We start from the raw sequence: 12,385 nt of genomic DNA, 5'->3' as shown, positions 1-12,385 counted from the left end.
GGAAGCGTCGCGGCGCTCGGTTCAGGAGGCCAAGAGCTTCCCGGCCCCTTATTCTAAGGAGTCGGGCCAGCCCGGACGACGGAGAAGGGCTGGCGATCGGCCGGCTCCCTCGACTTCTCGGCGTCGGCCGATGGCCGGATGTCCCTACGGACGCTCGGCACCGGGATCCGATTCGAGCAGGGCGGCCGCCTCGTCCCGGAATTGCTCGGTTTCCGGGTCCGCGTCCTCGAGCCCTTGGAGCTCGATCAGTTCCAGCCCGTGATTGAACTGGCGCTGGGCCTCCTCGGGTTTTCCCCTCTGGTGGAGGATCATGGCGAGTAGGAAGTGGTCGACGGGGAGCTCCCCCTGGTTCAGACGGATCGACTCCTCCACGGCTTCCTGGGAGCGGTCGAGGTCCCCTTGGCGGTAGTAGGCGACGGCCAGGGTGTTGACGATGGCCGCCTCGCCGGGAACGATCGCGTCGGCGCGTTTGGCCAGCCAGATGGCCTTGTCGAGTTGCTCAGGGGAGCGGTCGGGGGCGTTGAGCAGGGCCCAGGCCAGGTTGTTCAGGATCGTCGGGACGTCCGAGGTCAGCCGGAGGGCGACCCGAAGCAGTCGAACCCCTGGTGAACGCTCAGGAAGGGAAGGCCTCCTGGACGACCTGCTCCGGGTCCAGCTTCCCCCGCAACCGGTTTCCGATCCGCACCCGGGCCAGCAGCCTCAGGTCGGTCCTGTCCGATTCCAGGAGCCTCCCAACCCCCTTCCCGGCCGCCCGATCAGGCTTACTCCAGTCAGGGGGCGGGGCCGTCGCTGCCGCTCATCGGCGGTACTTGCAGAAGCAGAGACGTGATTCCGGGCCGGTCGGGCCCATTTTGGGGAGGAATTCCGCCAGGTTCTCTCGCGTTGCGCGGGAGGACGGCGGGCCCCGGGCCGGAGCGTCTGGAGACCCCGGTCTTTCTGTTGAGGAGGGGAGCGGTCGACGGTTGAACGGGGGCAGTCCGCATCGAAGAGGCGGGCGACCCGTTACTCAGCCTCTCGATTCACGGAGCCTCTTCGTCGTCCAGGACCTTCACGTCCCCCCATCCCAGCCCTTCGAGCGCCCCGAGCACCTGACCGGCGTCGGCGACCACGACGGCCACCAGCCCCTCCGGCCTCAGTCGGGAGGAGGCGGCCCGGCTGAGGGCGTCGAGGTCGATCGCCGCCAGCCGAGCTGGGAAGGTGGCGTGGTGGTCGGGGGGCAGGCCGTGCAGGAACAGGTCGGCGAACCGGGAGACGAGGTCGGAGGGAGTCTCGAAGTGGCGGGCCTGGCCTTCCAGGAGGCTGCGGCGGGCGTCGTTCAGCTCCCGGGAGGTGGGGGGATGGTCGCCGAGCAGGGCCTCGATCTCCCGGGCGATCTCGAGCACCGCCTCGGCGGCGCGATCGGTCTGCACGGCGGCGGCCACGGAGAACGGTCCGGCTCCCCGTCGAGCGTCGAACGAGGATCGGACGCCGTAGGTCATCCCCTTGCGCTCCCGGAGCGACTCGTTGAGCCGGGAGGAGAACTGGCCGCCGAGGATCTGGTTGAGCACCATTGCCGCAACGTAGTCCTCCTCGTTTCTCCTCAGGCCGACGTGCCCGACCCGGACGGATGCCTGAGGGGCGCCGGGCCGGTCGACCAGAAGGATGCGGCGTCGGTGGCCGATGGGCGGCGATGGGGGCTCGATCGGGAGCGGGGCCTTGCCTTCCCAGTCTCCGATCGCGGCGTCGAGCCGCTCGGCGATCTCGTCCGGGTCGAAATCGCCGGCGACGATCCAGGCCGAGCCGACCGGCCGGTAGAAGACGTCGTGGAACCTCCTCAGGTCTTCCCGATCCATCCGCTCGACCGTCGGGATCGTCCCGACGGCGGGGACGAGATACGGGTGGCCAGGCCCGAAGATCGCCTGGAGCAGGACCTGGGAGGCGACCGCCTCGGCCCGGTCCCGTCTCGATCGCAGGGCGGCGATCGATTGGCCCCGGATGCGGTCCCATTCCGCCTCGGGGAAGGTGGGGTGGCGGAGCACGTCGACGGCCAGCTCGAGGCTCTCGTCCCGATGGGCCGACAGGCAGCGGAAGCCGACGTAAGAGCCGTCCCACCCGGCGGTGGCCCAGAGGCTCGTCGCCATCGACTCGGCCTTCCGGGCGATCTCGGAGGCCGACCTCGTCCGGGTCCCCTCGTCGAGCATCGCCGCGGTCAGGCTCGCCAGCCCGGCGCGATCGGGCCCGTGCGCCCCGGCCCCGGCGGGGACGGCCAGGCTGGCGGTGATCACCGGCAGGTCTCGGCGAGGGACCGCCCAGAGCTCCGCGCCGCAGGCCAGCACCCGACGAGACGGCACCGGAGCCCGGAACGCGACCGGGGCGCTCGGTGTCGGGGGTCTCGAGCGGTCCAGGGTCGCTCCCCGATCGGTCCCTCCTCGCCTCCCGAGCACGACAAGCTCCACCCGGGGGGCCGGTTCCCCCCCCTGCCGCAGCAGGAGGCGGCGGACGGACTCGGCGACCTGATCGGTGGTCGCCCGCTCGAACCGATCGAAATCGGTGGTGATCCGGGCCGGGTCGCCGAGGAAGACGTTGAAGGCGTTCAGGCGATCGGCCACGCCGCCGAAGCCGCCGATCGACTCCAGCGCGTAGATCAACGCCCCGAGCCTCCCGGTTCGGGCCCGGGCCAGCTCCTCCGGGTCGACCTCGAGGGCCAGAGCCCGCAGCTCGGCATCGACGAGATCGCGGGCCCGCTCCCAAGGCTTGCCCGGCCGGAGCGTGACGATGACGCTGAAGGTGCCGGCCAGCTCCCGGCCCGCCTGGGAGGCCGAGACGTTCTGCGCAAGCTGCTCCTCCAGCACGAGCCGGCGGTATAGGCGGCTCGACCGTCCCCGGGCCAGCAGGTCGCCGGCCAGGGAGAGCGGGGCGTCGTCGGGGGAGAACTGCGGCACGGTCGGCCAGGACAGGTGCAGGCGGTCCAGCTCGACGCGGTCCCGCACCAGGATGGGCCGATCCGGCAGCGGGCCGAGGGCGGGGGGCTCCGGTCGTCGGGCGGGGGCGCCGCCGGGAATCGGGCCGAAGTAGCGTTCGGCCAGGGCGAAGGCAAGGTCCTCGTCCAGGTCTCCCACGAGGCAGAGGCTGGCGTTGGCCGGGACGTAGAAGCGACGGAAGAAGGCCTCGACGTGCGCCCGGGAGGCGGAGGAGACGTCCTCCATCGCGCCGATCGTCGGCCAGTGGTAGGGGTGGTCGGGAGGGTAGAGGGCCTCGGAGAGCAGCCGGGGGACCTGGCCGTAAGGGCGGTTGGCGTAGTTCTGGCGGTATTCGTTGGTGACGACGCCCTTCTGGATCTCCAGCTTCTCGTCGGTCAGGGCTGGCAGCAGATGGCCCATGCGGTCGGATTCCATCGCCAGGGCCAGTTCCAGGTGCGCCGTCGGCAGGTCGATGACGTAATTGGTCCGGTCGGAGGAGGTGGAGCCGTTGACCGAGGCCCCCAGCGGCTGGAGGGGGGAGAAGAAGTCGCCGGGGAAGTGCTGGGACCCCTCGAACATCAAGTGTTCGAACAGGTGGGCGTAGCCGCGCTGGCCGTGCCGTTCGTCCTTGGAGCCGACGTGATACCAGAGGTTGACCGCGGCCACGGGCAGGCGGGGATCCCGCCGGACGATCACGTCGAGCCCGTTGGGCAGGGCCTGCTTGGAGAAGCAGATCGTCGGGGGGCGGGTCGGGGCGTTCATGCCGGATCGGGGTCCTGCGGGCCCGAGGGCGGAGGGCGGGTCGGCGGTCACATCCCCACCTTAGCGGACGTACTCTCGCGTGCCTACCGCTGGGCACGTTACCCTGGAACCGAGGCCGAGCCGGCGAACTCCCGATCGGAGGCGCCCCCCGCAATTGGAACATCGCTCCCTATGGGACGGCCCGGCGCGGAGTTAGAATGGACTTCAAGGTCGCGGGCGGGCATGATCGCTTGGCTCCCCGGGGGGCCCGGGATGGTCGCCCCGGGCCCGACCGCTTCGAGGGCCGTCCGGATCGAACAGGCTCGCCCGCAAGCTCGACCGGACGGGGCGCGATCGCCGCAGCAGCGAGGGCCCGTCGTCGTGAACTGGCAAGACATCCTCATCGACGCCGCCGCGACGGACACCGGCATGCGGCGATCGAACAATCAGGACCGCTTCGCGATCGTCCGGGCCAAGACCCCCGAGGCCTGGAAGAAGCGCGGGCACGTCTTCATGGTCGCCGACGGGATGGGGGCGCACGCGGTCGGCGAACTGGCCAGCAAGCTCGCCTGCGACAACATCCCGCATAACTTCGCCAAGATGAAGGTCGAGAGCACGGCCGAGGCGCTGACCAAGGCCTACCGCGAAGTGGCCAACATCATTCACGCCAAGGCCAACGCCAACAAGGACTTCCAGGGCATGGGCACCACCTGCTCCACCCTGGTCCTCGGCCCCGACGGCGCCCTGATCGCCCACGTCGGCGACTCTCGCGTCTACCGCATCCGAGGCGGCACCATCGACCAGCTCACGTTCGACCACAGCCTCGTCTGGGAGCTGATCCGCCGCAACCACCTGCCCCCCGAGCACGCCCAGAAGGCCGTCCCCCGCAACGTCATCACCCGGTCGCTCGGCCCCGACCCGAACATCGAGGTCGACATCGAGGGGCCGCACCCGGTCGAGTCCGGGGACGTCTACCTGCTCTGCTCCGACGGCCTCTCTGGCCCAATCGAGGATCCCGAGCTGGGCGCCTTCGCCTCCCAGTTCCACCCCGACACCGCCAGCAAGTACCTGCTCCACCTGGCCAACCTCCGCGGGGGGCACGACAACATCACCGTGATGATCGTCCGAGTCGGTCCCTGGGACGACCCGGACGACCCGAACCTCTCGGTCCTCGAACCGGGGGCGAGCGTCGGGGCCTCCTCGGCCAAGGGGAAGGGCTTCTCGCTGGCCAGCCTCCGCAACGCCTTCCAGCGCAAGCCCCCCTCCGAGCCGGTCGAGGAGCACATCTACCGCACCGCCCCCTGCCCGATCGACGACGCCCTGCTCAACCGGCTCTCCGAGGATCTCCGCTCCGCCCAGGCCCTCGCCGTCGAGCAGGCCTGGCCGATCGACTGGGCCACCCTCACCGCCCTCCGGGAGGACGCCAAGGCCGCCCGGTCCGCTGGCGACCGCCGCAAGGCCCTCCGCATGATCGGTGAGATCATCCTCCGCCTCGGGGTCGCCGGCCGAGTCCACCGCAAGGAGCACGGGCCGATCGGCGCCCATTGACCCGGGGCCGGCCGGCCTTCCCCGCTCCCCCTGGCGACCGACCGCTCCCCTCCCCCCGCCGATCCCGACGATGGACAGCCCTCCTCCCCGACCCGAGACGACCTGCGCCCGAGCCGCTCCCCCGGTCCGGCCCTCGACCGCCCCGCTCGTCCCCCCGCCGCACCTGAGCGTCGTCTACCGCTTCGAGGGGATCGACCATGTCGACGACGTCTACGCCGGCCGGGACGACGGCTTCGTCTACGCCCGGGACGGCCACCCGAACGCGGCCGCCCTGGCCGACCGGATCGCCGCCCTGGAGGCGGCCGACGCCGCCGCCGTCTTCGCCTCGGGGATGGCGGCGACCGCCGCCGTCCTGCTGGCCGAGACCAACGCGGGGGACCACGTCGCATTCGCCGAGCAACTGTACGGCAAGACGATCTCCCTCATCGGCCGGGAGCTCTCCCGGTTCGGCGTCTCCTCCTCCGGGTTCGATGCCACCCGCCCCGAGTCGCTCGCCGACGCCCTTCGGAACGGGACTCGCCTGGTCTTCGTCGAGACCCTGTCGAATCCCCTGCTCCGCCTTCCCGATCTCCCTCGGCTGGCCGATCTCGCCCGACAGGCCGGCGCGAAGCTCGTCGTCGACCATACCTTCGCCCCCCTGCTCTGCCGGCCGATCGAGCTGGGGGCGTCCTACGTCGTCCATTCCGGCACGAAGTTGATCGGAGGCCACAGCGACCTCACGCTCGGCCTGGTCGCCGGCTCGAAGGGGGACATCGCCCGGCTCTCGAGCGTCTCCTCCACCTTTGGCCTCTCCGGCAACCCGTTCGAGAGCTGGCTCGCCACTCGAGGACTGGCCACCCTGCCCCTCCGATCGGCCCGGGCCGGGGAGACGGCTCGGGACCTGGCCGTTCGCCTCTCCCGATCCGGCCGAGTTCGGGCCGTGCACTACCCGGGTCTGCCCGAGCACCCCGATCACGATCGGGCCCGGTCGCTGCTCTCCGGCGGCTTCGGCGCGATGATCACGGTCGACCTCGGCGACCGGGCCCGAGCCGACGCCTTCATCCGGGGGCTCCGGCACGTTCCCTTCGCCCCGAGCCTGGGAGACGTGGCCACCACCCTGAGCCACCCGTCGTCGACGAGCCACCGAGGGCAGGACCCCGAGCTACTGGACCGGCTGGGGATCACCCCCGGCCTGGTTCGCCTCTCGATCGGCCTGGAAGACGCCGACGACCTCTGGGCCGACTTCGACCGGGCGCTCGCCTTCGTCGAGTGACGGGCCTCCTCCCGACGGGGACGGCCGGAGGTCTCCCCGAAATCGATCCTCCCGCTCCTCCTCCCCCGAGGCCGCCGTGTCCGACCCGTCCCCCGAGCCGATCACGCTCGATCCCCGTCGCCGCATCCCCGTCTCCCTCGCGATGCTCGGGGGAATGGGGATCGCCCTCGGGGCCTGGCTGGCCTGGCGGGGATCGACGGCCTCCGGGATCGCCCTGGCCGCTCCCTCCGCCGTTACGCTGCTCGGCGCCCTCGCCTGGCTCATCCCGAGCCGGTCGTACCTCCACCTGACCGACCGAGGCTTCATCTATAGCACCGCCTTCAACCCCAGGCGAGTCGACTGGGCCGACGTCTCCCGGTTCGGCGTGGTCCCAGCGGAGGGTGCCGACCGAGTCGCCTGGGATTTCGCCGAGCACGACCCCGCCGAGGTTGACGGCCGCCGGAGGTCGAAGGCGAGCACCGGCTTCGAGGCCGTTCTCCCCCCCTGCTGCGGAATGTCGGCCGGCCCCCTGGCGGAACTCCTCGAGCGTCGCCGTCGGCTCGGCTCCCGCTGCTCGGGAGGCGCCGGCATGAGCGATGGGTGATGGTCGGTCGGGGATGGGGAGTGCCGGACGGACGCTGCCGGAGGCGGGACCGAAGCGCCGCCAAGGGCCTGCAGGTGCGGACCGCTACCAGCGGATCTCCCCCTCGCTGCAGCCCTCCTCGATCGTCGACTGCCCGGCACCGCCCGTCAGACCCCCCCGTACACGTAGTTCATCAGGTTGTTCCGTTCCTCCTCGGCCGCCTGATGCAGCTCCCGGATGAGATCGCCGACCGAGACGATTCCGACGAGCGACCCGTCGTCGTCGAGGACGGTGAGCTGGCCGATTCCGTGGGCGCTCATGCGCCCCATCGCGTCGTGGACCGAGTCTCTGATGGAGCAGGAGACGACGCGGTCGGTCATCACCTCGCCGATCGGCTCGTGGCAGAACTCCTTGCCGCGGTCGTGCAGGCCGCGGAGGACATCTCGTTCGGTGAAGATGCCAACCAGCGCGCCGTGGCCGTCGACGACCGGCAGCGAGCCGATGTTGTGCCGGACCAACTCGGCCACGGCCTCGGCCACCGAGGCGCCGGTGCCGATGGTGATCACGGGACGGTCCTTGGCCGACAGGACGGTTCGGATCTGCATGGTTGAGTCCCCCTCGGCGGCGGCGCTTTCGAGATGGGAAGCCGGGCCAGGTTGGCCCGGGGGACGCGCCTGGGATGGGAGAGAAACGTGTGGAGACGGGACTAGCCTGTACATCTTGGGTCATAACGACGCTCGATGCAACAGGAATCCGGCCGAGATTGACGAGCCGCGCGTTTCTTGAGGAGGAGGGTCGCCCTGCGGAGCCCGGTGTGGGAGGTGGATCTCCGTCTCCCGGTCGCTGTCGCTCGGGAGGCGGAGCCGGGCCGTTCGGGTCGGATTGTCGTCGTCGTGGGGGGGCCTCCGCGATCCGGTGATCGCCGGATCACGGAGCCGCCGGGAGCCGAGGTCGCCGGGAGCGGCTCGCCCCCGGCGAACCTCCCTGGGGCTCGGCTCGGCGATTGGCACATGATCGCATTCTTCGCACCCGATCGCATTAATCGTCGGTCGGATCGCGTCCCTCGGCCCGGGCGATCACGTCCCGGAGGCGGATGTGGAACGGGCCGAGCTTGCCGCCGTAGTTGCCGGCGGTGATCGCCACGATTCCTGGCCTCGCTCCGGCCCGGAGGCCGGCGAGGGTGGCGCGCTCGACGGCCTCGAGCGTCAGGCCGTCGATGACGATTTCGTACGAGCAACGCACCTCGGGGGGCAACTGCGATTCGACCAGCCCCCGCAAGGTCGGCGAGAACGCGGTGTTCGAGCTGGCGATCAGCCCCTTGTACTTGCTGCCGACCTTCGAGCCCGACCGGGCGATCCCCCCCGGGAAGGGCAGGATCACTCCCGGGACGTGTCGCATCGCCTCGACGGCCGCCTCGGTTGCCTCCAGGGTGCTCCTCGGCTCGGTGCCGAGCAGGATGATGTTCCCGCCGGCCACGCCGACGGTCGTGCCGAACGACTCCTCACAGGTGAATTCGCCGTCCATCACCGGGACGCGCCAGAAGCGTCGGCCGCCGATCTTCTTGCTGATCTGCCAGCCGTCGCCGAAGTAGCGGAGCTTGCCGCCGACCACGATGGGCCCGGGGTCGGAGCCGATCGGCAGGCCGTTGTAGCAGGCCGAGGTGGGACAGGTCATCACGCACTGGCCGACGCGACGGATGAGGGCCTGCTCCAGCGCCTCCCGGCTGAAGGCGAACGCCAGCACGGCCACTCCTGGCCGGCCGTCGGGCGTCTCCTCGGGAGTGAGCGGGCGCTCGATGGCCGCCTCGGCGTCGCAGGCGATCACGCTCGAGGCGTATCCCGTCATCGTCCGGCCGGCGATCTCGGCCCATCGGGGGGAGTCGGCCGTGAGGATCAGCCGCGCCCCGGTCATCGGGAAGGCCTCGGCGAAGGTGTCGACGATGGCGACGCCGTCGAGCTGCATCGGGGGCTCCGGCGGGAAGGAGGGAGGGGGATCGGCGGTCATTCGGGGATCGAGTCTCGGCCGATCCGGTCCAGCAGTCGGCCGAGGACCTCGGCGGCCGACGGCCGGATCGGTTCCAGGGGGGGGCGGAGCGGGAGGGTGACCTCGTCGGACCTTACGATCGAGCCGCCCTCGTCGAGGGCGGGGGTGCCGGTGGCGATCGCCACGACCCCCGGCTCCGACCGGGAGGTCGCCGCCGGGCCGATCAGCACGAGCGGCACGCCGGGGGGGCGGTCGACCTCCAGCTCCTCGGTCGGCTCGCCGAGGACGAGCACGGCGTCGGCCTCTCCCCGGAGCAGGCGAAGCTCGGGCTCCGCGTCGCAGGGCAGGAACCGGGGGGCACCGGCCGAGAGGTCGACCGAGAGCGGGGCGCCCAGGCGGGCGGTGAGCACCGCCTCCGCCCCGGTCGGGTTGCCCGGGCCGGCCATCGGCAGGGCGACGCATCGGGTCGAGGCCTTCAGGTCGTCGAGCAGCCGCATCAGCGCCTCGATCGCCTCGGCCCCTTCGCGGGCCAGCTCCGAGCCGAACAGGATCGCCCCGTACCTTGCCGCCCTGAGCCGATCCGCCCACTCGAGCCACGATTCGAGAGGGGCACCCGAAGCCCGGACCAGCCGATCCGGGTCGCTCGGGATCCCGAGGACGGCCGCCCGCAGCGCCCGGAGGGCCTCGGCGTGGCTGCCCGGCCCGACGGCGATCGCGCCGTCGGCCCAGGAGCGGACGGTGGACGAGCCGGAGTCGACCACGAGCACGGTTCTGCCCGCCCTCGCTTCCGGGACGAACCGGCCGGGTCGGTCGATTAGGCGCTCTCGGAGGCGGGGGAGCCCCGGTTCCGGCTCGAGTCCCCAGAGCAGGATTAGGTCCGCCCGGTTGGCGACCTCGCCGAAGGACCCGAGGGCCGCTCCGGCCCGCTGGATCGCCGCCACTCTTGGCCAGGCCTCCTCGGCGTGGTCGGGGCCGATCGTCGCTCCCAGCCGGTCGGCCAGCCGGGCGGCGATCGCCTGCGCCTCGGTGGTCGCGGCCGAGAGCCCGGCGATCGTCGGCGCCCTTGACGCGATCAGGATGGCCGAGGCCCGGCCGATGGCCTCGTCCGTCGGGACCGGGACGCCGTCGACGGTCGCCTCCGGGAGTTCCTCCCGCCGATGATCGGCCAGAAACCAGGCCCGTCCTCGCTCGCAGGCCCGATCGGCCCGGATGACCCGGCCGTTGGCGACCGTCAGCACCAGGTCGTCGCAGAGCAGGCCGCAGGCCGGGCAGGTCGCGTCCTCGACGCGACGGGGATCGATCGGGGGGGAAGTTGCTGTGGTCATGGGAGGCTCGGTAGGGTCGTCGTCGCCCGGTCCCGGGCCGGACGCCCGCCATCCTACCAGGAGGTCGGCCCCCCGGCCACGAGACGGGGACGGGGGAGGAGCGGTCCTCGGCCTTGATTCCGCCGCTCGTCCCCATCATCATAAAACCCATCGACGTCCCGGGCTCGGCGGCGGACCCCGCCTGACGCCCGGCCAGTCGCCCGGGCTCGATCCCCGCCGGGATCGCCTCGGGATCAGGGAATGAACCGCCGGAGATCGCACCGATGATCCGAACCGTGCTCGCCGCGCTGCCGATCGCCCTGCTGCTCTCCGGGCCGTCGCGGGCCGGCGACGAGGCCCGCAGCGTGCTTGACTTCACCGTCGCCGACATCGAGGGGAACGAGGTCGACCTGTCCTCCTTCCAGGGAGAGGTGCTGCTGATCGTCAACACGGCCAGTTATTGCGGCTATACCCCGCAGTACGAGGGCCTGGAGGAGCTGTATCGCACCTACGGCGAGAAGGGCTTCAAGGTCCTCGCCTTCCCGGCCAACGAGTTCGGCCAACAGGAGCCCGGTACCAACGCCGAGATCCGATCCTTCTGCAAGTCGAACTACCAGGTTACGTTCCCGCTCTTCTCGAAGATCGTCGTGAAGGGCTCGGGCATCCACCCGCTGTATGCCTTCCTGACCGATCAGGAGCTGCACCCCCAGTTCGGCGGGCCGATCCGATGGAACTTCACCAAGTTCCTTGTCGACCGCGCGGGGAACGTGGTCGCCCGTTTCGAGCCCGGGGACGATCCCAAGTCGGACAAGGTCGTCGATGCCATCGAGAAGGCGCTCGCCGAGTCGAACTGAGCCGGGGGGACCAGAGGCAGGACTCCTCGTCGACCGCGTCGACCCCTGGGCCGACGCGGTCGCCCACCTCCGCGCCATCGACCCGCGCTGGCACCCCCTGATCGACCGGATCGGCCCCTGCCGGCTCCGACCTCGGCGCGATCGCTTCGGCATCCTCGTTCGAGCCATCATCGGCCAGCAGATCTCCACGAAGGCCGCCTCCTCCATCAACCGCCGCCTGCTGGACCTTCAGGGCTCCGACCGCCATCTCCCCGATTCCCTCCTGGCCCTGGGGATCGACGGCCTCCGGTCCTGCGGCCTCTCGGGGGTGAAGGCCGGCTACGTGCGGAACCTCAGCGAGGCGGTCGCCTCGGGGAGCGTCCCCCTTTCCCGGATCGGTCGGCTCCGGGACGCCGAGATCGTCTCCCTGCTGACCGGGATCAAGGGGATCGGCCCCTGGACGGCCGAGATGTTCCTGGTCTTCGCTCTGAACCGCCCCGACGTGCTCTCCGTCGGCGATCTCGGGGTGAGGGCCGGCATCCGCTCCCACTTCGGCCTCGACGCCCTGCCGACCCCCCGCCAGTGTCTCGACCTGGCCGAGCCGTGGCGGCCGTTCCGGTCGGTGGCCATGTGGTATCTCTGGCGAGGCCTCGACTCCCCGCCTCCTGCTCCGTCCGTCCAGGCTCCCTGACGACGAGTCGAGACGCCAGACCCGAACCGAACGGGACCGACCGATGCCGCCGTGTTCTCCCCTGCTGATCGCCCTGGTCCTGTTCGCTCCCCCCGACGGTTCTCCCGAGCCGTTCCGCCCCGAGGCCGACCGCAACGGCATTCTTGAACTGCCCGCCCGCCGCGCCGTTCTGCTGGGCGACCGGCTGCGCGTGGCCGGCGACCCCGAGTTCGTCGCCGACTGGACCGAGCCGACCGACCGCGTCCGCTGGGACTTCTCGCTCGACGCTCCCGGCCGCTTCGTTGTCCTGGTCGAATACGCCGCCCCGATCGGCCGGGGCGGGGCCGCCTTCCGGGTGATCGCGGCCGACCAGGTCCGCGAGGCCACCGTGCACGCCACCGGGTCCGATTCCCGGTTCCTCCCCCAGCCGATGAAGGGGGCGATCGACCTGCCGGGAGGCCGGTCCCGGCTGGAGGTCCGGGCGTTGGACGCGCCCGGGGGATTCGTCATGAACCTCCGCCGCGTCCGGCTCGTCCCCGCCGAGGAGTGACCG

Annotated in this window: 11 protein-coding genes; 6 read left to right on the top strand and 5 right to left on the bottom strand. The window is 71.3% G+C overall.

The annotated features are described in order from the left end of the window. Positions 1-144 precede the first annotated feature (144 nt). A complete protein-coding gene (locus TsocGM_RS27065) occupies positions 145-435 on the bottom strand; it encodes a tetratricopeptide repeat protein (RefSeq protein ID WP_261341644.1) in 291 nt (96 codons plus the stop codon). A 584-nt stretch (positions 436-1,019) separates the two neighbouring features. Further along, positions 1,020-3,701 carry a M16 family metallopeptidase gene (locus TsocGM_RS13840; protein ID WP_126726062.1) on the bottom strand — a complete coding sequence of 894 codons (2,682 nt, stop codon included), beginning with the start codon at positions 3,699-3,701 and terminating at the stop codon, positions 1,020-1,022. A gap of 360 nt (positions 3,702-4,061) precedes the next feature. Here TsocGM_RS13840 and TsocGM_RS13835 point away from each other — a divergent pair, with 360 nt between their 5' ends. From TsocGM_RS13835 to TsocGM_RS13825, 3 genes are all read left to right on the top strand, one after another. Beyond that, positions 4,062-5,228 (top strand): PP2C family protein-serine/threonine phosphatase, encoded by a 1,167-nt coding sequence (locus tag TsocGM_RS13835; RefSeq protein ID WP_126726061.1) that lies wholly within the window; start codon positions 4,062-4,064, stop codon positions 5,226-5,228. A 70-nt stretch (positions 5,229-5,298) separates the two neighbouring features. Next, the gene (locus TsocGM_RS13830; protein WP_126726060.1) at positions 5,299-6,480 is read left to right on the top strand and encodes a trans-sulfuration enzyme family protein; all 1,182 of its coding nucleotides are present in this window, start codon (positions 5,299-5,301) and stop codon (positions 6,478-6,480) included. A gap of 76 nt (positions 6,481-6,556) precedes the next feature. Next, positions 6,557-7,063: a hypothetical protein gene (locus TsocGM_RS13825; RefSeq protein ID WP_126726059.1), complete on the top strand. Its 507-nt coding sequence runs from the start codon at positions 6,557-6,559 to the stop codon at positions 7,061-7,063. Between the two features lie 146 nt (positions 7,064-7,209). Here the strand turns inward: TsocGM_RS13825 and TsocGM_RS13820 are convergent, their stop codons facing one another. From TsocGM_RS13820 to TsocGM_RS13810, 3 genes are all read right to left on the bottom strand, one after another. After that, positions 7,210-7,647: a CBS domain-containing protein gene (locus TsocGM_RS13820; protein WP_158633552.1), complete on the bottom strand. Its 438-nt coding sequence runs from the start codon at positions 7,645-7,647 to the stop codon at positions 7,210-7,212. Positions 7,648-8,080: 433 nt separating this feature from the next. Further along, positions 8,081-9,004, bottom strand: a complete 924-nt coding sequence (gene fhcD / locus TsocGM_RS13815) for a formylmethanofuran--tetrahydromethanopterin N-formyltransferase (RefSeq protein WP_126726091.1) — start codon at positions 9,002-9,004, stop codon at positions 8,081-8,083. A gap of 38 nt (positions 9,005-9,042) precedes the next feature. Further along, entirely contained in the window at positions 9,043-10,350 is a 1,308-nt protein-coding gene (locus TsocGM_RS13810) for a molybdopterin-binding domain-containing protein (protein ID WP_126726057.1), read from the bottom strand. 263 nt (positions 10,351-10,613) lie between these two features. Between TsocGM_RS13810 and TsocGM_RS13805 the strand changes: the two genes are divergently transcribed. Genes TsocGM_RS13805 through TsocGM_RS13795 form a run of 3 tightly spaced genes read left to right on the top strand, consistent with a single transcriptional unit; the run spans position 10,614 to position 12,382 of the window. Continuing rightward, positions 10,614-11,183 (top strand): glutathione peroxidase, encoded by a 570-nt coding sequence (locus TsocGM_RS13805; RefSeq protein WP_126726056.1) that lies wholly within the window; start codon positions 10,614-10,616, stop codon positions 11,181-11,183. Continuing rightward, positions 11,149-11,853 carry a DNA-3-methyladenine glycosylase family protein gene (locus TsocGM_RS13800; RefSeq protein WP_126726055.1) on the top strand — a complete coding sequence of 235 codons (705 nt, stop codon included), beginning with the start codon at positions 11,149-11,151 and terminating at the stop codon, positions 11,851-11,853. The genes TsocGM_RS13805 and TsocGM_RS13800 overlap by 35 nt, the downstream gene beginning before the upstream one ends. A 43-nt stretch (positions 11,854-11,896) precedes the next feature. Then, a complete protein-coding gene (locus tag TsocGM_RS13795) occupies positions 11,897-12,382 on the top strand; it encodes a hypothetical protein (protein ID WP_126726054.1) in 486 nt (161 codons plus the stop codon). Positions 12,383-12,385: the final 3 nt, after the last annotated feature.

This window comes from Tautonia sociabilis (assembly GCF_003977685.1).
Lineage (GTDB): Bacteria > Planctomycetota > Planctomycetia > Isosphaerales > Isosphaeraceae > Tautonia > Tautonia sociabilis.
Note: the sequence above shows the minus strand (reverse complement) of the source record. Positions and strands in the feature narration are given on the sequence as shown.

What these genes read in the sequence shown, in the direction of transcription:
- TsocGM_RS13840 (WP_126726062.1), bottom strand. Translation starts at nt 3,701, where the DNA reads ATGAACGCCCCGACCCGCCCCCCGACGATCTGCTTCTCCAAGCAGGCC.
- fhcD (WP_126726091.1), bottom strand. Translation starts at nt 9,004, where the DNA reads ATGCAGCTCGACGGCGTCGCCATCGTCGACACCTTCGCCGAGGCCTTC.
- TsocGM_RS13830 (WP_126726060.1), top strand. Translation starts at nt 5,299, where the DNA reads ATGGACAGCCCTCCTCCCCGACCCGAGACGACCTGCGCCCGAGCCGCT.
- TsocGM_RS13820 (WP_158633552.1), bottom strand. Translation starts at nt 7,647, where the DNA reads ATGCAGATCCGAACCGTCCTGTCGGCCAAGGACCGTCCCGTGATCACC.
- TsocGM_RS13810 (WP_126726057.1), bottom strand. Translation starts at nt 10,350, where the DNA reads ATGACCACAGCAACTTCCCCCCCGATCGATCCCCGTCGCGTCGAGGAC.
- TsocGM_RS13800 (WP_126726055.1), top strand. Translation starts at nt 11,149, where the DNA reads ATGCCATCGAGAAGGCGCTCGCCGAGTCGAACTGAGCCGGGGGGACCA.
- TsocGM_RS13795 (WP_126726054.1), top strand. Translation starts at nt 11,897, where the DNA reads ATGCCGCCGTGTTCTCCCCTGCTGATCGCCCTGGTCCTGTTCGCTCCC.
- TsocGM_RS13805 (WP_126726056.1), top strand. Translation starts at nt 10,614, where the DNA reads ATGATCCGAACCGTGCTCGCCGCGCTGCCGATCGCCCTGCTGCTCTCC.